Consider the following 18,488-nt stretch of genomic DNA (forward strand, 5'->3'; position numbering starts at 1 on the left):
TCAGCCCGACGGCGTCGGCGCGTCGGGGGCCCCGACCGTGTCGCCGTGGGTGTCGCCCCCGGCGCCTGGCGGGGTGAGGATGACGCCGCCCTCCGAGCCTTGGGTGAGCGCGCCTGCGGCGGCCCGGTCGCGGATCTCCTGGGGGATCTCGACCGGGGGGATCGAGCTGGGCGTGCGTGCGTCGGAGCCGGTCCAGGCGGGTCGGTCGGGGTGCAGCCGCAGCGGCTTGAAGATCTCGGCGATCTCGGCCTTGTCCAGCGTCTCCTTGTCGAGCAGCTCGAGGACCAGCGCGTCGAGGACGTCGCGGTTGTTCTCGAGGAGGTCGAAGGCCTCCTGGTGGGCGGTGGAGAGCAGCTTCTTGACCTCCTCGTCGATGATCGCGGCCACTTCCTCGGAGTAGTTGCGCTGGTGGCCCATGTCGCGGCCCAGGAACGGCTCGGAGTTGTTGTCGCCGAGCTTGATCGCGCCGAGGCGGTCGCTCATGCCGTACTGCGTGACCATCGCGCGGGCGAGGTTGGTCGCCTTCTCGATGTCGTTGCCGGCACCGCTGGTCACGTCGTGGAAGATCAGCGCCTCGGCCGCCATCCCGCCGAGCATGTAGGCGAGCTTGTCGAGCATCTCGCTGCGGGTCTGGCTGTATCTGTCCTCGTCGGGCAGCACCATCGTGTAGCCCAGGGCGCGCCCTCGCGGGAGGATCGTGACCTTGTGCACCGGGTCGGTCCCCGGGAGCGCCGCCGCGACGAGGGCGTGGCCGCCCTCGTGATAGGCGGTGATCAGCTTCTCCTTCTCGTTCATCAGGCGGGTTCGCCGCTGCGGACCCGCGATCACACGGTCGATCGCCTCGTCGAGGTTCTCGTCGGTGATGAGCTTGGCGTTCTGGCGCGCAGTCAGGAGAGCTGCCTCGTTGAGGACGTTGGCGAGGTCGGCCCCGGTGAAGCCGGGGGTCCGCCGCGCGACGCTCAGCAGGTCGATGTCGGCCGCGATCGGCTTGCCCCGGGAGTGGACCTTGAGGATCTGGTGGCGACCGTTGAGGTCGGGGGCGTCGACCTGGATCTGGCGGTCGAAGCGGCCCGGGCGCAGCAGCGCCGGGTCGAGGACGTCGGGTCGGTTGGTGGCCGCGATCAGGATGACGCCACCTCGCACGTCGAAGCCGTCCATCTCGACGAGCAGCTGGTTGAGCGTCTGCTCGCGCTCGTCGTGGCCGCCGCCCATCCCGGCGCCGCGGTGGCGACCGACAGCGTCGATCTCGTCGATGAAGACGATGGCGGGGGCGTTCTCCTTCGCCTGCTCGAACAGGTCGCGGACGCGGCTGGCGCCGACACCGACGAACATCTCGACGAAGTCGGAGCCGGAGATCGAGTAGAAGGGCACCCCGGCCTCGCCGGCGACGGCGCGGGCCAGGAGGGTCTTGCCGGTGCCGGGCTGGCCGTAGAGCAGGACGCCCTTGGGGATCTTGGCCCCGACCGCCTGGAAGCGAGCGGGCTCGGAGAGGAACTCCTTGATCTCGCCGAGCTCCTCGATCGCCTCTTCACAGCCCGCGACGTCGGCGAACGTCGTCTTCGGCATGTCCTTGGTGATGAGCTTGGCCTTGCTCTTGGCGAACTGCATGACCCCGCGGCCGCCGCCCTGGGCCTGGTTCATCAAGAAGATGAACAGCAGCACGATCAGGGCGAAGGGCAGCAGGGTGATCAGCAGCGAGCTGAGGATCCCGGGCTGGGGGTTCTCGGAGTTGGCCTCCTCGATCGTGCCCTCGTCGAGCTGCTCCTGCACGGCGTTGAGCAGGGCGACCTGCTGACCCTTGATGTAGTGGGTGGTGACCTTGTCGCTGCCTTCGCGGGTGCCCTCGTCCAGGGTCGCCTGGATCTCCTGCTCACCGTCGATGAAGGTGATCTCCTTGACCTTGCCCTCGTCGACCCACTCGCTCAGCTCAGAGGTCTTGACCTCGTCGAAGCCGCCGTTGGGCGCGAGGTACTGGATAGCCAGGAGGACGCCGATCATGGCCAGCACCATCCACAGCCATGGTCCCTTGAATATGCGCTTCACTTGCAACTTTCGCCGGAGGTGATCAGGAGTTGTCGAGACGCTATCTCGTCGCGACGGTGCCCGTTGTCACCACCATTGTTTCAGGCGGGGTGAAGCGTCGCCCCATTCAGGAGTAGACGTGGGGGGCGAGGGTGCCGATGTCCCTCAGGTTGCGGTACTTCTCGTGGTAGTCGAGGCCGTAGCCGACCACGAACTCGTTGGGGATGTCCCAGCCGACATATTTCGGCTCGACCGGCATGCTCAGCGCCTCCGGCTTGCGCAGCAGGGTCGCGATCTCGACGCTGGCCGGGCCCCGGCTGCCGAGGCTGTTGACCAGCCAGCTCAGGGTCAGCCCGGTGTCGATGATCTCGTCGACGATCAGGACGTGCCGCCCGGTGATGTCGGTGTCGAGGTCCTTGAGGATGCGCACCACGCCGCTCGACTTGGTGCCGGAGCCGTAGGAGCTGATCGCCATCCAGTCCATCTCGCAGTGCCGGGGCAGCGCCCGGGACAGGTCGGCCATCACCATCACCGCGCCGCGGAGGACGCCGACCATCAGCAGGTCCTTGCCCTCGTAGTCGGCGGCGATCTGCTGGGCCATCTCGCCCAGGCGTTCCTGGATCTGCTCCTGGGTGAACAGCACGTTGACGAGGTCGTTCTCCAGGTGGGCTGAATCCATGGCGAGCAGCCTAGGCGCAGACCCGGGTGCGGTGGTCAGGAACCCGGTGCGAGTACGCCGATGAAGATCCACGCACGTGGGTGGAAATGCGGGGCGGAGCAACCTGTCGGTGGCGAAGTTCCACGCAGGTGCGTGGAGGTTCACAGGTAGTCGGCCTGTCCGGGGAAGTGGGCTCGCCAGTCCTCGCGAGGGCGGAGCGGCAAGCCCGGCAGGCCACGCGCGCGCAGCACGGAGTGCACACGACCCACCGTGCGAGCCGGATCCTTGTAGACGCCCGAAGCCACGACGACCAGGATCCGCCAGCCGGTGTCGTCGATCGCGTCACGGCGGGTCAGGTCGGCCTCCCACTGCTCGACCCTCTCGACGTGGTGTCGGCCGTCGTACTCGACGATCACCCTCGCGCCGGGCCAGGACAGGTCGAAACGGCGCACTGGCTGGCCGTCGACGTCGCGGATGGTGAGGTTGACCGTCGGCTCCGGAATGCCGGCGAGGACCAGCAGCATGCGCAGGCGCGACTCCATGGGCGAGTCCACGTCCTTGCGGACATGGGCCGCGGCCTGACGCGCCAACCGGCCGGCGACCCCTGGGGCTCCGCTCGCTGCCCGGACGAGGCGGGCGGGCGTCACCCCCTTGCGTCGCACCATCCAGTCGCCGACGACCACCAGCTCGACCAGCGGCAGGAGCTCTGCCAGCTCGACGAACAGGTCGGGCAGCGATGAGACCAGCACGCCGTCGATGCTCACCGGCACGGCCCCGGGACGGACGTGCACCGTGACGCCTTGCCGGCGCAGCCGCTCGCCCACCGTCGGCACCGTGACGTGCTCCCCGGGAAGCGGTGGAACCGGGACGCCCCACATGCGTGCCACGCTGGAGTGGCTCGCGAACGCGTGGGCGAAGAAGCACACCAGCGCGGCCTGTGCGCGGATCGTCGGGGTCACGGCGACGTCGCTGTCCACCAGCACTCCGTGCAGCAGCCGCCGGTAGCCGGGGCCGTCCAAGGTGGCCCGAGGGATGCCTGCGCGCAGTCCGCGCCACCGCGGGAAGGGTCGTCGAGTGTCCAGATCCATGCCTCGAGGTTGCCCGCTCCAGCGCGGTCCGGACGTTCCTCCACAGGCCTTCTCCCCCGCGGGCGATGAAGGTCCACGCCGGTGCGTGGAAGTGCGGGCCCAGTGGCGGGTCAAGGGACGAACTTCGACGCGTCTGCGTGGAAGTTCAGGCGTCAGGCGTCTGGCGCTCGAAGACCAGCAGCGCATCTCGGCGTACGGCGCGAAGGTGCCCGGGCAGGTGGATCCACTTCTGTCCGCGCCAGTCGGTCAGGAGGCCGTCGACGGCCAGCACGTGCTCGTGGAACAGCTCGCCGGCCGGCGCACCGGCCGCCAGCGCGGCGAGGCGCACGACGCGGCGACGCAGGGCCGGGTGCTGCGCGGCCAGCAGGGGCACCGACAGCCCGTGCGGCGTGGCCACCCGGGCGAGCACCTCGTCGGCCAGCTCGTCGAGCAGCCCCATGTCGTCGCGGAGCTGGTCGGCGGTCCGCGCCAGGGTCTGGGCCACCCCGGGACCGAGCTCGTCCTCGAGCATGGGCAGGACGGTGCTGCGGACCCGGACGCGGGTGAACCCCGGATCGGCGTTGTGCGGGTCGTCCCACACCTGGAGGCCCTCGACCTGGCAGGCGGTCAGCGTGTCGTCACGGCGTACGTCGAGGAGCGGGCGTGCGAAGCCGTCGAACTCGCGCCGCATCCCGGCCAGCGAGCGGCCTCCCGAGCCCCGGGCCAGGCCCAGCAGGACCGTCTCCGCCTGGTCGTCGAGGGTGTGTCCCAGGAGCACCAGGGCGGACAGCCGCTCGGAGACCTCCTCGAGCACCGCATAGCGGGCCTGCCGGGCCGCCGCCTCGGGTCCGAGCCCGGCGGCGGACACGCTGACCGTCGCCGTGAACGTCTCGTCGGCGCCCATCGCGGCCATCTGCTCGACGACCCGCGCGGCGTGGGCGGCCGACCCCTCCTGCAGCCCGTGGTCCACGGTCACGCCGACCACGTGCAACGCACGCTTGTGCCCCTCGAAGATCGTGGCCGACAACAACGCCAGCGAGTCAGCCCCACCGCTGCACGCGACCGCGACGACCGCCCCGGGGTCGAGCGGGTCGAGCACGCGTCGCACCCCTCGGCGCACGACCGCGAGCGAGGGATGCAGGCTCATCGCCGGCCGCTCACAGGACGCGTGTGATCCAGGAGTCGGGGTCGCCGATCTCGGCCTTGGAGGGGAGGTTGTCCGGCGAGGCCCAGACGGCGTTGAACTCCTCCATGCCCGCCTTGTCGACGACATGGTTCACGAAGGCAGCCCCGTCGCGGTATTGCGCCATCTTGGCGTCGAGGCCGAGCAGCCGGCGCAGGATGCGGTCGAGGGTGCCGATGCCCTTGCGGCGCTCGTTGAAGGAGGTGCGGATCTGCGCCACCGACCCGATCACGCTGGGCCCGACCCCGTCCATGACGACGTCGGCATGTCCTTCGAGCAGGGACATCACGCCCGTGACCCGGTCGAGCACCTCGCGCTGCTCGGGGGTGCTCATCGCCTCGAGCAGGTTGGCACCGTCGCCGCGCACGGCCTCGGCGATGCGCCGCACCGCGTCCTCGGCCAGCCGGGTGGGCTCGATGGTCTCGGTCAGGGCGAGCATCTCGGACTGGAGGTGGTCGCGCATCCACGGCACCGCGGTGAACTGCACGCGGTGGGTCTCCTCGTGCAGACACACCCACAGGCGGAAGTCGGACGGGTCGGCGCCGAGCTCGCGCTCGACCTGGACGATGTTGGGGGCGACCAGGAGCAGGCGGCCGGACGGGTCGTGGAAGGGGTCGAACTGGCCCAGCACCTTGGTGCCGAGGAAGCCGAGGAGCAGCCCGACCTCGGCTCCCGTCACGCGCGAGCCGACGAGCTGGGTGAGCGCGCCGCCCGGGCCCTTCTTGGCCATCAGCTTCTCGATGAGCGGTTCCAGGATCTTGGCGAAGCCGTCGGCGTTGGCCTGGACCCAGCCCCGGCGGTCGACGACCAGCACCGGCGCGGTGTCGTCGGGGCGTCGAGGCCGGTGAAGTCACGGACCAGCCCGGTCGACCGGGCAGCGCCGGCGCGCAGCTCCGCGACCGCGGCTGCAGCGGTGGCCGCAGGGACTGCGGGACCGTCGCCAGCCATCTTGGCGGCGATGTTGACCGCGAGGTCCCAATCGACCATTCCACTCATGCAGCGACCCTAGGCCACGGCTCCACAGACGCAGGCTGCGAGATCGGCGGCCAGGTCGTCGAGGGCGGCCTCGACGTCGACCTCGCGTGCCTTGCCGGTCTTGTCGACCGCCAGCACGAAGACCATCTCGGTCCCGTCGCGTCCCGCGACGACACCGGCCAGCGAGCTCACACCACTGAGGGTGCCCGTCTTGGCTCGTACGTCGCCGAGTGCTGTGGCGTCGGACTCGGCGAACCGGCCCGCGAGCGATCCGGTGAAGCCGGCCACCGGCAGACCGGTGAGCACCGTCCTCAGGTCCGGATGATCGGGGCGCGCCGCGACCTGCAGCACCTGGATCAGGGTCGCCGGGGAGAGCCGGTTGGACCGCGAGAGGCCCGAGCCGTCGTGGACGACGTCGGCCCCCGTCTCGACCCCCAGGGACTGCAGCGCCGACAGCACGCCGGTCGAGCCGCCCGCGAACGACCCGTCGCCGCTGACCGCGAGTCCGACGTGGTGGGCCAGCACCTCGGCGGTCTCGTTGTCGCTGACGTCCAGGAGCCGCTCGACGATCTGGGCGAGGGGGGCGCTCTCCACGCTCGCGAGGTCGACGGCGCCGGCTCCGGCCGTGCCCCTGACCGGCTCGCCCCTGACCCTCACGCCCGCCTGCTCCAGCGCGGCGGCAAAGGTCGCGGCAGCCGTGAGAGAGGGGTCGTCGCTGCGTCCGTAGCCCGTCGGCGACGCGCCCCGGTCGACCCAGAGCGCGGTGATCGGGGAGACGATGTCGTCGCGGACGTAGTCGACCCGCCACTTCGGGTTGTCGGTCGGTCCGGTGAACAGCGAGTCGTCATAGACGACCCGCACGGGCTTGCGCCCCGGCAGCCGGGCCGCCGCCTGACGGGCCAGCGTGACGACGTCGGCGCGGTCGGGATAGACGGTGGCCTGCTCCTCGGGCGTCGCGGGCCTGCTCGCGAGATAGGGGTCCCCGCCCCCCACCAGCACCACCTCGCGCGGTCGGTCGCCCTGGACGACGCTGGTGGTGAACCGCGTCTCGGGCCCGAGAGCCGCGAGGGCGGCAGCGGCGGTCACCAGCTTCGTGGTCGAGGCGGGCAGGAACTGACCGTCGTCGTGGGTCCACACGGGTCCGTCGCCGGACAGGTCACCGACCCCGGCCACGACGTGCTTGCCGAGCGTCTTGTTGCGCAGGCCCTGCTCCAGCGCGGTCTGGATGGCCGTGGCGTCGACAAGCGGCGGGTCGGTCACGGGGGTCGCAGCCGCCGGCGGGGACCAGGCAGGCAGCTCCAGGCCGGCAGGAGGAGCGACCGCGGCCGGGTCGGTGGTGATGTCGTCGCCATACCAACCGAGGTAGCGCGGACCCCAGTCGTAGCGGTGGGCCGCGACGCCCGAGCCGAGGAGGGCCAGGACCAGCAGCACGGGCAGCCATCGCGTCGCCCACGCCGCGCCGACGGGGTGGCGTCGATCACGTCCCACTCGAAATCCCCTCGCTGCTTTGGCTCTGGGGGCCATTGTGCGCGACACTGACGGCGAACATCCGGCAGACCCCAGGAGAGAACAGTGCCCGACGAGCAGGTAGCCGACGACGTCCGCGACGAGATCAGCGACGAGGACGTCCGTCCCACCGAGCACACGATGCTCTTCGACGTGCTCATCGAGATCCCCAAGGGGTCCCGCAACAAGTACGAGGTCGACCACGAGACCGGCCGGCTGCGACTCGACCGGATGCTCTTCACCTCGACGGCCTACCCCGAGGACTACGGATACATCGAGAACACCCTCGGCCAGGACGGCGACCCCCTCGACGCCCTCGTGCTCCTGCAGGCCCCGACCTTCCCGGGCTGCCTGATCGAGTGCCGCGCCATCGGCATGTTCCGGATGACCGACGAGGCCGGCGGTGACGACAAGGTGCTGTGCGTCCCGTCCCACGACCCGCGCCTGGCCCACCTGCAGGACATCAACGACGTCTCGAAGTTCGACCGTCTCGAGATCCAGCACTTCTTCGAGGTCTACAAGGACCTCGAGCCCGGCAAGTCCGTCGAGGGCGCCAACTGGGTCGGCCGCGCCGAGGCCGAGGCCGAGGTCAAGGCCTCCTTCGAGCGTGCGAAGAACGGTCACCACTGATCGTGGCCTGACCTGCTCGGTCAGTCCGTGCTGGCGCCCACGGCCCGGAAGTAGCCCACGCCACCGCTGAGGGTCAGCTGGACGTCGACAGCGCCGGCAGCGGTGAGCCAGTCGCGACACTGCGCCGTGGTCGACATCGGTCCGAGGATCCCGGCAGCGCGGCCGACCACCTGCACGGGCACGTAGCGCGGACCGGTGTCGGTGAAGAGGGAGCTGCCGCTCAGGACACCACCCGGCCTGAGGACCCGCACCATCTCCTCGACCGCCCGCCGCGGGTCGGGGAAGCAGTGCAGGCCGGTCAGCGAGATGACGAGGTCGAAGGAGTCGTCCGCCCACGGCAGCGCGCCGACGTCCGCCACGACCGGCGTGACCTGGTCGGCGACGCCCAGCTCGCGGGCCGTCGCCATCGTCCGCTCGAGCATGGTCGCGGAGATGTCGGCAGCGAACAACGCGATGCCCTGGCCGGGGCGCAGGCCGCGAAGCGCGACGCCGGACCCGGACGGGATGTCGAGGACGCGCGACCCGGCCGGCAGGGTCCCGATCTCGGCGGCTGTCTCGTGAAGCAGACCCAGGTCGCTGCCGAGTCCCGCTCGCCACGCGAGCCCGCCCACGCGGTCGTGACCCACGAGCCAGGGATAGACGTAGGACCACAGCGGGTCCTCGCTCCACCCACCCAGGCCCGGGACCCTCACCCGATCAGCTCCTCCGAGCGCAGCATCTCGACCGGGACGCCCCAGGCATCGACGAAGTCGCCTGCGAGCGGGCGGATCTTGCGGCACAGGTCGTTGATCTCGCGGCTGATGGCCTTCGAGCGGGCGCTGCTCAGGCGGCCGTGCTCCATGAACCACGCCCGGTCGGCCTCGATGGTGGACAGCGCGTGGAGGTCGCACAGCAGGTTGAGTGCCACCTTCAGGTCGCCGTCGGGCAACGCACTGACCTTATCGATGAAGGAGTCGAGCACCATCCGCTCGACGTGGGCGCGAGCGGCGCCGATGACGTGGTCCTGCACCCGCGAGAACACCTCGCCCGGGTTCATCCCGCTGTCGATCCCGCGCTTGAGGCGACGCGCGACCCCGGCCAGCATGTGCTCCTCACGGAAGCGCAGCATCGCCTGCTGGTAGGCGGGATCGAGGAGCCCGGCCTCCTGGTCCCACTGGTCCCCACCCGGCAGGACGTCCTTGATCGCCTGGAACAGCTTGTGGGCGCTGGTCCTCTCGAGCACGGTCCCGACCGCCAGGCCGGCGACGAACTTGACCATGCCGAACTGGTCCATGTCCTCGAACTCGCTGGAGTAGTCGGTCAGCAACCCCTTGGCCACGAGCTGCAGCAGGACGTGGTTGTCGCCCTCGAAGGTGGTGAACACGTCCGTGTCGGCCTTCAGCGCGGCGAACCGGTTGGCGCTGAGATAGCCCGCACCGCCACAGGCCTCCCGGCACTCCTGGATGGTGTCGGTGGCGTGCCAGGTGCCGAGCACCTTGGTGCCGGCTGCGCGCGCCTCGAGCTGGCGACGGTCCTGCTCGTCGGTCGTCAGGCCGCTGAAGACGTCGTGGAGCGCCGCAGCGACGTGTTCCTGGGCGAAGTGCAGGGCGTAGGTGCGCGCGATCCGCGGCAGGAGGCGGCGCTGGTGCATGCCGTAGTCGAGGAGCAGCTCCTCCTGGTCCTCGCTCGTCGCCTCGAACTGCCGTCGCACGTTCGCATATCTCGTCGCGATGACCAGCGCGACCTTGGCTGCGTTGATCCCGGCGCCGCCCACGCAGACCCGGCCCTGGACGAGCGTCCCGAGCATCGTGAAGAAGCGGCGGTTGGCGTTGTCGATGGTGCTCTCGTAGGCCCCGTCCTCGGTGACGTCGGCGAACTGGTTGAGCAGGTTGGCGCGCGGGATCCGCACGCCGTCGAACCAGATGCGGCCGTTGTCGACGCCGTTGAGCCCCATCTTGGGTCCGCAGTCCTCGATCCGGACCCCCGGCAGCACCTCGCCGTCCGCGCGCAGCGGGACCACGAAGGCGTGCACGCCACGCCCCTCCCCGTCGATGTCGAGCTGGGCGAAGACGACGGCGACGTCGGCGTGTGCGGCGGCGTTGCCGATGTAGTCCTTGCGGCTCGCGTCGTCCGGGGTCGTGATCACGAACTCCCCGGTCGCTGCGTCGTACGTCGCCGTGGTGCCCAACGCCTGGACGTTGGACCCGTGACCCGTCTCGGTCATGGCGAAGCAACCCATCAGCTTCCCGGTGATCAGGTCGTGCAGGTAGGCGTCATGGTGGGCCTTGGTGCCGAGCTGGAGGATCGCCCCGCCGAAGAGGCCGAACTGCACGCCGACCTTGACGAGGACACTGAGGTCTCCGTAGGCGAGGGTCTCGAAGGCGGCGACCGAACCGCCGATGTCGCCGCCACCGCCGTACTCGGTCGGGAACCCCATGCCCGTCTGTCCGGTGCTCGCCATCTTGACCACCACGTCGCGCACCCGGTCGCGGAAGTCGTCGGTGCTCATCGTCTCCTCGTCGAGGAGGATCTGCTTCTCCTCGACCATGTTCTGGCGCACCAGATTCCGCACCTCGGCATATTTGCCGTCGAGCAGCTCGGTCAGGGCCGTGACGTCGATCGCAGGCTGGACGTAGCCGGGCTTGGCGGGGGTCGGCTCGGCCTGCGGTGGCTCGGCCGGCTGCTCGGCTCCGGCGTCGGTCACCTGGTCGTCGGGGCGCTTGTCGACAGCGTCACTGGTGGTCATGCCAGACAAGGTAGCGTCGCGCGCGTGAATCGTCCCGAGCCCGAGAGCGATCTCGGACGGATGCCCTACAACTTCTCGATCGTCGGAGTCCAGAAGAGCGGCACCTCGACGCTGTCCGGGACGCTGAGCCAGCACCGCCTCGTGTGTCGGCCGCCCCGCAAGGAAGCCCACTTCTTCAACAACGAGGAATACGACTGGGCGCATCCCGACTACGAGCGCGACTACACCGCTCCCCGGCGCGCCCGCGTGCACACGATGGTCGGCGACTCGACGCCCGTCTATCTCTTCTGGCCCAACGCCCTGGAGCGGATGCGGGCCTACCAGCCCGACCTCCCGCTGATCGCCGTCTTCCGTGACCCGCTCGAGCGGCTCTTCTCGCACTGGACGATGCTGCGCACCCGACACCCGGACTGGCCGGACTGGCCGGGGTTCATCACCGAGTTCCGGCCGACCTCGCTGCCGACGTCGGTGCCGAGCGACGTGAAGCCCATGCGCTACAAGCACATGTCCGGCATCGCCCGCGGCTACTACGGCGCCCAGCTCGAGCGCGGGTTCGCGGTGTTCCCGCGCGAGCAGTGGCTGCTGCTGGAGTTCCGGGCGATGCTGGCCTCGTTCAACCCCTCGGTCGACCGGGCCACCGACCACCTCGGCCTGCCCCGCTTCGACCGGCACCCTCCGCTGCGCAACCGCTATGCAGGGGCCGAGCTGGTGACCGGCACCGCACCCACGGGCGCCGACCTCGCTTCGCTCGCGGCGCTGTATGCCGACGACCTGGCCGTCTTCGACCGGCTCTCGGGCCTCGACACCTCCCAGTGGCCGACGACTCGCATCCTCGACGGCACCCTGGACCCCGACGAGCTGGCCGCGAAGATGGCCCAGAAGGTCACCCCGCTCTGACCTCCGGACCGTGCGTGGACGCCCCACTTCAAGTGGCGGCGGACGACGGATCAAGCGGCGATCTGCCTGTCGTGCGCCGCCAGCTCGTCGGCGCTCGGCAAGACCGACCGAGGGAAGGACTGACCCGGCAGATGATGTGCCGGGTCGACCTCAGGGACGGGCGTAGAAGTTCGGAGCGATCCAGGAGTACATCGACTCCTGCACGACCGGTCGACCGGTGCGGGGGGCATGGATGATCTGGCCCCCGCCGATGTAGAGCGCGACGTGGTAGATCGAGGTCGCCTTCGAGCTGGAGCCCCAGAAGACGAGGTCCCCTGGCGCCAGGGCCGCGGCGGCGATCGCGGTCGAGCCGGTGTACTGCGCGACCGAGTAGTGCGGCAGCGACTTGCCGCCGGCCGCCCACGCGCCCGCGGTCAGCCCGGAACAGTCCCAGGCGTTCGGGCCCGCGGCGCCCCACTTGTAGGGGTCGCCGATCTGGGCCCGCGCGAAGGCCACGACCGCGCTGGTGTCACCCGTGACCGCAGGAGCCGTGGTGGGAGGCGGGGGCGGGGCGACGGTCGGGGTCGAAGTCGGCGTCGGCGTCGGTGTCGGAGTCGCAGTGGGCTTGGGGCTGGCGGTACCGGTCGGCGTCGGCGTCGCGACGGGTGTCGGCGTGACCGGGGTCGGCGTCGCGGTCGCGACCGGTGCCGGGGCGGGCGTGGGGGTCGGCTTGGCCGTCTTCGTCTTCGTCGGCGCGGGCGTCGGCGCCTGGGTCACAGGTGCAGCAGCCTCCGCCGCAGCAGCCGCGGCGGCCGCAACCTCCGCCGCAGCAGCCTCCGCGGCCGCAGCCTCGGCCGCCGCGGCGTCCGCGGCCTCCTTGGCCGCCGCCTCAGCGGCAGCCTGCGCCGCCCTCTGCTCCAGCGCGCTCTGGCGCTTCTCGGCGAGCTCATAGCTGATGCCCTGCAGCTGCGCCAGCTCCTCGATCAGGGTGGTCTTGGTCGCTGCGATCGCTGCCGCCTCGCTGCCGGCCGAGGCCTCCGCTGCTGCCGCGGTGTTGCGGGCGGCGGCGGCGTTCGCCTCGAGCTCCTCCGCACGCGCCAGGGCGTCCTCCGCACGCTGGTCCGCCGAGGCGGCCAGCAAGGAGGAGGCGCTGAAGGCGTCCTGCTTGCTGTCCATGACCTCCTCGGTGACCTGCATGGTCGCCGTCGTGGTCAGGACCCGCTCGATGCCGTCAGCCTCGACGACTGCCGCGAACCCTTGGAGCTCGGGGCTGAGCTGATAGCTCTCGATCAGGGTCTCGGCGTATGCCGATCGGCTGGTCTCCAGGTCGCGACGCGCTGCTCGCGCGGCGTCGCCGGCGGCCAGGGCAGCCGCGCGCGCCTCGTCGGCAGCCCACCGGGCGCCGTTGAAGGCCTCGGCCGCCTGGGCGGCCGAGACAGCCGAGGACCGCAGCCGCTCGTTGGCCAGCAGGAGCTCGGCTTGCACGCTGGCCACGCTGCGGCGCGCGCCCTGCGCGGCGGCCTCGGCGTTGGCGACGTCCTCGGCGGAGGGGAGCCCCCGGGCCGCGTCGTCGTCGGCAGCGGCAGCGGAGACCGCTCCGGCCACGAGGGTCAGGCTCAACGTGGTGGCCGCGAGCCAGCGCATCGGCGTACGACGAAGGTGGAGCGCGGACGGTGCGAGCACGGTGTTTCCCCTTGGCAGTAGACAGCCACGGGTGACTTCCCTTTCACCCGTGACTCATCAGGCACGTTAGTGCTCAGGAGTCACAAAGGGAACAAAATTCACAAGAAACTCGTGATCGCTCGGCGTGTCGACTTGCGAACTACAACAATGTAGTTCTCGAAATCGCCGTGACCGGGCGGGTCAGTCCGCGTCGACGGGCACCCGCGACGTGGTCGAGGTCGGGTGGGAGGCCAGCCCCCCGCGGTCGAACTTCTGGCCGCTGGCCAGGCCACCCAGCCAGAAGGAGACGAGCGCGATCGCCACCCCGGCGATGTCGTCGGCCACGTAGTGCCAGCCGAAGTAGAGGGTCGCGATCACCGTGATCACGAAGTTGATCCAGAAGATCCAGTGCACGATCCGGTTGCGCAGCGTGTATTGCACCATCAGTGCCACGAGCAGGGTGATCGCCACGTGGAGGCTCGCGAACCCGGCCACCGACTGCACCGCGCCCTCCACGCCGTCACGCAGGACGCCCTTGCGGGCGTAGTAGAGCGAGTCCATCAACGCACCGGACCCCGTGGTCGGGAGGTCGCCGTAGAGGTGGGCGTAGGCGAAGCCGGGACCCAGGGTCGGGAGCGCGTAGTAGGACGCCGTGCCCAGCGACCACGCCAGGCACTGGGACGTCGCGAACCAGTAGCCGAAGGTGATGTTGCGCGACCACACCAGCCAGGCCGCCAGCGCCAGCGGCACCAGAGGCAGGAACCAGAGATAGATGGACGAGAGCGCGTGCGCGCTCCAGCCGGTGCCGAAGACGGTGTGCAGCACGGTCGCGGGATCGTTGCCGAGGAAGAGCACCCGGTCCATGAGGTGCAGCTCGCGGTCGTACTTCTCCTCCCCCAGCACGAACGGCAGGAAGGACTTGAGGTTCCGATAGCTGACATAGGTGATGTAGAAGCACACGAGCCCGGACACCACGAGGACCAACCGCTCCCGGGTCCAGTGGTCGCGCACCCGGTCGCGGACGATGCCGGGCATGAGCTTGGGGTTGAGGCGCGAGACCCACAGCGTTCGCGGCAGCATGTCGAGCAGGAAGGCACCCAGCACCAGGAGCGGGAGCCTCAGCCAGGACGGGCCCAGGAATCCTTCGGGGTCGACGAGCCTCCGGTCCAGCACGAGGGCGGCGACGACCGCGAGCAGACCGGTGAGTGCGGCGACTCCGATGAGGAGCGCGTAGGCCGGGCGATACACGCGGGTCAGTGTAGGCAGCCGCCGAGCGACGGTCAGATTCGTGGAAGCACGGCGACACGACTCGGATCGACCCGCAGGCGCACCCGCTCCCCCGGTCCCCAGTGGCTGTCGCGATCCGCCACGGCGTCGACGAGACCGATCTCACCCGCGTCGACCACCAGCCGCAGCAGCTCCGGAGTGGCCCGCGCCGACTCGACGATACCCACCAACGGACCGTCCTCGGCCACGACGAGCGCGGATCGGCGTACGGCGACGGCCTCGACCACCTCGTCGACGACGATCGCCGGCGGGGCTGCTGCCAGCAGCGCGCGGGCCGGAGGGCCGATGAGCACCCTGGCGTAGCCGAGCCCCAGCGCGGTCTCCGCGTCGCGCGGCGCGGCCCACACCTCGCTGATCGGACCCGACTGGACGACCCTGCCCGCCCGCATCACGGCGAGCCGATCGGCGACGGCAAAGGCCTCCTCGTGGTCGTGGGTGACCATCAGGGCGGTGGTGCCGGCGGCATGCAGGACGTCGCGCAGGTCGGCCGCCAGCCGCTCGCGCAGGCCGGTGTCGAGCGCGGACAACGGTTCGTCGAGGAGCATCAGTCGGGGCTCGACCGCGAGCGCGCGGGCCAGGGCGACCCGCTGACGCTCCCCGCCGCTCAGGGTCGTCGGCGAGCGCTCGGCGAATCCTTCGAGGCCGACGAGGGTGAGCAGCTCCTCGATCCGTCCCGCGCTGGGGCGCCGGCGCAGCCGCAACGCATAGCCCACGTTGCGCCCGACGCTCATGTGGTCGAAGAGCTGGCCGTCCTGGAACATCAGCGCGAAGCCCCGCTTGTGCGTCGGGACCCGCTCCAGGGATTGGCCGTCGAAGGCGATCGTGCCGCTGCGCACCGGTTCGAGGCCGGCGACCGCGCGCAGGAGCGTGGACTTGCCGCAGCCGGACGGCCCGAGGACGGCCAGGACCGAGCCGTCGGGGACCGTCAGGGAGACGTCGACCACCGCTGGGGTGCCGTCGTAGTCGACGGAGACGTCGGTGAGGGTCAGCATGTGCTCACAGTGCTCCTGCGCTCGGGACACGAAGGCGCTCGACCGCCATCATCACCAGCGCCGTCGTGGTGGCAAGGATGACCGAGGCAGCGAGCGCCATCCCGTAGTTCAGGTCTCCCGGGTGACCCAGCAACCGGAAGATCACCACCGGGACTGTGGGGTTGTCGTCGCGCGCGAGGAACGAGGTGGCGCCGAACTCGCCGAGGGAGGCCGCGAACGCGAAGCCGCTCGCGGCGAGGAGCGGCTTCCACACCACCAACAGGTCGATGCTCAGCAGGGTCCGCCACGGAGAGGCCCCGAGCGAGGCCGCGGCCTGGCGCTGACGGTCGTCGATCGCGGCCAGGACCGGCACCAGGGTGCGTACGACGAGTGGCAGCGCCACCAGCGCCTGGGCGATCGGCACCAGGAGCGCCGAGTCGCGCAGGTCGACGGGCGGACGGTCCAGGGTGATGAGGAACCCGAAGCCGAGGGTCACGGCGCTCACCCCGAGAGGCAGCATGAAGATGCCGTCGAGCACCGACCGGACGCGGCGTTCGCCGCGGCTGTGGGACCTGCGGGTGACGAGCAGCGCGACGGCCAGCCCCATGGCGAGCGCCATCCAGGTGGCGTCGACGGCGGTCCGCACCGAGGTCACGAGCGCCCCGGTGACAGGGACGGGGAGGACGTCGGTGCCGCCGACGCCGAGCGCGCGGTAGTTGGCCAGCGACCAGCCCTCGTCGGTGCGCATCGACCCGACCACCAGCGTGACGATCGGCACCGCCACGAGGGTGATCACCACCCCCGTGGCGACCAGCGCCGGGGCGTCGCTCACCCGGGGCCGCCGCGGCCGGGCGGCGGAGCGCTGGGACGCCGCGTCAGGTGTCGAGCGGAGCCGGGCAGCGACACCGAGCAGGACCACCACGACGACCATCTGCAGGACCGAGAGGGCTGCTGCGGCCTGCAGGTCGAACAGGGTCGTGGTCAGGAGGTAGATCTCGGTCTCGATCGTGGCATGGCGCACGCCGCCGAGGATCAGCACGACACCGAAGGCGGTCGAGCAGAACAGGAACACCACGCTCGCAGCCGACACGATCGCCGGGCGCAGGGTCGGGAGCGTGACCGTCCACCAGACCTGGCTCGGGCTCGCCCCGAGGGCTGCGGCAGCCTCCGCCGGCCGGGGATCGAGCGACTCCCACGCAGCCCCGACCGCACGGATCACCACCGCCACGTTGAAGAACACGAGCCCCGCCACGATGGCCGCCGGGGTGCCGTCGAGGTCGAGGAAGCCCAAGGGCCCGCCCTCCCCGAGCAGCAGCCGGAACGCGACACCCACGACGACCGTCGGCAGCACGAAGGGGACCAGCATCGCGGCCCGGAGCACGCGCCGACCGGGCACCGCCAGCCGGTGCAGGACGAAGGCGGCGGGCAGACCGAGGATCACGGCGACCGCCGTACCGACGGCCGAGGACCACACGGTGAACCACGCCACGCGCGCGACGCGGGGACGGGTGAGCACCTCCAGGACCCCGCCGGGGTCGAAGGTGCCGCCCGGCCAGAAGCCACGGGCGACCATGCCGGACACGGGCAGCACGAAGAACACGCAGACCACGGCGACCGGCCCTGCCGCCACCAGGGCGAGGGTCAGCCAGCGCCTCACAGCGAGGTCCTCATGAGCCAGGTCACCTGCTGATGATGTCGGTCCAGTCGGTCAGCCACTGCTCACGGTTGGCGGCGATGTCGGACGGCGACACCGTCAGGGGTGCCGTCGGCTGGACGGCGAAGCGCGACCAGTCCTCGGGCACGTCCACCGAGTCGCTGACCGGGAAGACATACATCGCCGTCGGCAGGGCCCCCTGCACCTCGTCGGTCAGCAACCAGTCGACGACTGCCTTCGCACCCTCCGGGTTGTCGGCGCCCTCGAGGACACCGGCGTATTCGACCTGACGGAAGCAGGTGTCGAGGAGCGCAGCCGTCGTCGACTCGTCGCCGCCCTTCGCGACGGTGAACGCGGGCGAGGAGTCGTAGGAGACGACGATCGGCCGCTCGCCCTTGCCGCCGCCCTGGGTGAAGTCGCCGTAGTAGGCGTCGGTCCAGCCGTCGACCACCTTGAGGCCGTTGTCGAGCAGGCTCTTCCAGTAGTAGCGCCAGTCGACCCCGTCGGTGGCTTCCGCGTCGTCGCCGAACTCCGCGACGGTGCTCAGCAAGAAGGCCATGCCGGGCGAGCTCGTGGAGGCGCCGGGCACGACCATCAGGTCCTTGTACCTCGACTCGGCGAGGTCGGCGAGCCGGGCCGGCGGCTCGATGCCCGCCTCGGCGAACCAGGTGGTGTCGACGTTGACGCACACGTGACCGACGTCGATGGGGGTGAGCCGGTCCGAGCCCTCGTCGAGCGCGAACTCGTCGGCGCCCTCGGGCAGGGCGGGCTGATAGGCGGCGAAGACGCCCTCGTCCAGGGTCCGCGAGGCGAAGGTGTTGTCGACACCGAAGGCGAGGTCACCGGTCGGGTTGCCCTTCGTCAGCGACAGCTTGGCTGCGAGGGTGCCGCCGTCACCAGCGGCCCGCGTGACGAGGTCGATCCCCGACTCGGCCTCGAAGGCGGTGACGAGCTTCTTGGGCAGGTTGAACGACGAGTGGGTGACCAGGACGACCTTGCCACCGACCTCACCCGAGGTGGCGCCGGCCGACGGCTCGGTGGCCGAGTCGTCCCCACCGTCGCCCAGCGTGCTGCATCCGGTGACGACGAGAAGGGCAGTGAGGAGCGCGGACGCGCGCAGAGGCAGACGGAACATCGGTGTGACTCCCTATCGCCGGTGCTAGCCGGATCAGGTTCGGAGGGTCTGCGGACGGACCGCACTCTCAGCACTTGCGTGCTCCCCTGTCTTGTGGTGCCAAGACTACGCCGGAGGCGGGTGGTGCCGGCGCGCGG

The 18,488-nt window shown here is 70.6% G+C and carries 14 protein-coding genes, 1 pseudogene and 1 riboswitch; of the genes and pseudogenes, 2 read left to right on the forward strand and 13 right to left on the reverse strand.

What is annotated here, in order from left to right; translation table 11 throughout:
• The 6 genes and pseudogenes from ftsH to dacB form a co-directional block, all read right to left on the reverse strand.
• A complete protein-coding gene (gene ftsH / locus G7071_RS02960; protein ID WP_246210332.1) occupies positions 1-1,998 on the reverse strand; it encodes an ATP-dependent zinc metalloprotease FtsH in 1,998 nt (665 codons plus the stop codon).
• Between the two features lie 151 nt (positions 1,999-2,149).
• Positions 2,150-2,701, reverse strand: coding sequence for a hypoxanthine phosphoribosyltransferase (hpt, locus tag G7071_RS02965; protein WP_166314729.1), 552 nt, complete (start codon positions 2,699-2,701; stop codon positions 2,150-2,152).
• A 140-nt stretch (positions 2,702-2,841) separates the two neighbouring features.
• On the reverse strand, positions 2,842-3,768 hold the full coding sequence (locus G7071_RS02970; RefSeq protein WP_166314732.1) for a DUF559 domain-containing protein: 927 nt from the start codon (positions 3,766-3,768) through the stop codon (positions 2,842-2,844).
• A gap of 145 nt (positions 3,769-3,913) precedes the next feature.
• Positions 3,914-4,894 (reverse strand): tRNA lysidine(34) synthetase TilS, encoded by a 981-nt coding sequence (gene tilS / locus G7071_RS02975; RefSeq protein ID WP_166314735.1) that lies wholly within the window; start codon positions 4,892-4,894, stop codon positions 3,914-3,916.
• Positions 4,895-4,904: 10 nt separating this feature from the next.
• A pseudogene (locus G7071_RS02980) lies at positions 4,905-5,917 on the reverse strand (zinc-dependent metalloprotease).
• 18 nt (positions 5,918-5,935) lie between these two features.
• Positions 5,936-7,393: a D-alanyl-D-alanine carboxypeptidase/D-alanyl-D-alanine endopeptidase gene (gene dacB / locus G7071_RS02985; protein ID WP_166314738.1), complete on the reverse strand. Its 1,458-nt coding sequence runs from the start codon at positions 7,391-7,393 to the stop codon at positions 5,936-5,938.
• 159 nt (positions 7,394-7,552) lie between these two features.
• Here dacB and G7071_RS02990 point away from each other — a divergent pair, with 159 nt between their 5' ends.
• Positions 7,553-8,041 (forward strand): inorganic diphosphatase, encoded by a 489-nt coding sequence (locus G7071_RS02990; RefSeq protein ID WP_166320902.1) that lies wholly within the window; start codon positions 7,553-7,555, stop codon positions 8,039-8,041.
• A gap of 20 nt (positions 8,042-8,061) precedes the next feature.
• Here G7071_RS02990 and G7071_RS02995 read toward each other — a convergent pair whose 3' ends face one another.
• On the reverse strand, positions 8,062-8,733 hold the full coding sequence (locus G7071_RS02995) for a class I SAM-dependent methyltransferase (protein WP_166314741.1): 672 nt from the start codon (positions 8,731-8,733) through the stop codon (positions 8,062-8,064).
• Positions 8,730-10,766: an acyl-CoA dehydrogenase family protein gene (locus tag G7071_RS03000; protein WP_166314744.1), complete on the reverse strand. Its 2,037-nt coding sequence runs from the start codon at positions 10,764-10,766 to the stop codon at positions 8,730-8,732. The genes G7071_RS02995 and G7071_RS03000 overlap by 4 nt, the downstream gene beginning before the upstream one ends.
• 24 nt (positions 10,767-10,790) lie before the next feature.
• Between G7071_RS03000 and G7071_RS03005 the strand changes: the two genes are divergently transcribed.
• On the forward strand, positions 10,791-11,663 hold the full coding sequence (locus tag G7071_RS03005; RefSeq protein ID WP_166314747.1) for a sulfotransferase domain-containing protein: 873 nt from the start codon (positions 10,791-10,793) through the stop codon (positions 11,661-11,663).
• 150 nt (positions 11,664-11,813) lie between these two features.
• Here G7071_RS03005 and G7071_RS03010 read toward each other — a convergent pair whose 3' ends face one another.
• The 5 genes from G7071_RS03010 to G7071_RS03030 all read right to left on the reverse strand — a co-directional run bounded on the left by G7071_RS03010 (position 11,814) and on the right by G7071_RS03030 (position 18,351).
• A complete protein-coding gene (locus tag G7071_RS03010; protein ID WP_166314750.1) occupies positions 11,814-13,325 on the reverse strand; it encodes a C40 family peptidase in 1,512 nt (503 codons plus the stop codon).
• 180 nt (positions 13,326-13,505) lie between these two features.
• A complete protein-coding gene (locus tag G7071_RS03015) occupies positions 13,506-14,552 on the reverse strand; it encodes a phosphatase PAP2 family protein (protein ID WP_246210335.1) in 1,047 nt (348 codons plus the stop codon).
• 32 nt (positions 14,553-14,584) lie between these two features.
• The gene (locus tag G7071_RS03020) at positions 14,585-15,583 is read right to left on the reverse strand and encodes an ABC transporter ATP-binding protein (protein ID WP_166314753.1); all 999 of its coding nucleotides are present in this window, start codon (positions 15,581-15,583) and stop codon (positions 14,585-14,587) included.
• 4 nt (positions 15,584-15,587) lie between these two features.
• The gene (locus G7071_RS03025; protein WP_246210336.1) at positions 15,588-17,219 is read right to left on the reverse strand and encodes an ABC transporter permease; all 1,632 of its coding nucleotides are present in this window, start codon (positions 17,217-17,219) and stop codon (positions 15,588-15,590) included.
• 22 nt (positions 17,220-17,241) lie between these two features.
• A complete protein-coding gene (locus G7071_RS03030; RefSeq protein WP_166314756.1) occupies positions 17,242-18,351 on the reverse strand; it encodes a thiamine ABC transporter substrate-binding protein in 1,110 nt (369 codons plus the stop codon).
• Positions 18,344-18,449, reverse strand: a riboswitch (TPP riboswitch). It overlaps the preceding gene by 8 nt.
• Between the last annotated feature and the right edge of the window lie 39 nt (positions 18,450-18,488).

This window comes from Nocardioides piscis, assembly GCF_011300215.1.
Taxonomy (GTDB): domain Bacteria; phylum Actinomycetota; class Actinomycetes; order Propionibacteriales; family Nocardioidaceae; genus Nocardioides; species Nocardioides piscis.

Coding starts and splice junctions, on each gene's coding strand:
- G7071_RS02970 (WP_166314732.1), bottom strand. CDS start 3,768: ATGGATCTGGACACTCGACGACCCTTCCCGCGGTGGCGCGGACTGCGC.
- hpt (WP_166314729.1), bottom strand. CDS start 2,701: ATGGATTCAGCCCACCTGGAGAACGACCTCGTCAACGTGCTGTTCACC.
- tilS (WP_166314735.1), bottom strand. CDS start 4,894: ATGAGCCTGCATCCCTCGCTCGCGGTCGTGCGCCGAGGGGTGCGACGC.
- G7071_RS03020 (WP_166314753.1), bottom strand. CDS start 15,583: ATGCTGACCCTCACCGACGTCTCCGTCGACTACGACGGCACCCCAGCG.
- G7071_RS02990 (WP_166320902.1), top strand. CDS start 7,553: ATGCTCTTCGACGTGCTCATCGAGATCCCCAAGGGGTCCCGCAACAAG.
- ftsH (WP_246210332.1), bottom strand. CDS start 1,998: ATGATCGGCGTCCTCCTGGCTATCCAGTACCTCGCGCCCAACGGCGGC.
- G7071_RS03000 (WP_166314744.1), bottom strand. CDS start 10,766: ATGACCACCAGTGACGCTGTCGACAAGCGCCCCGACGACCAGGTGACC.
- G7071_RS03030 (WP_166314756.1), bottom strand. CDS start 18,351: ATGTTCCGTCTGCCTCTGCGCGCGTCCGCGCTCCTCACTGCCCTTCTC.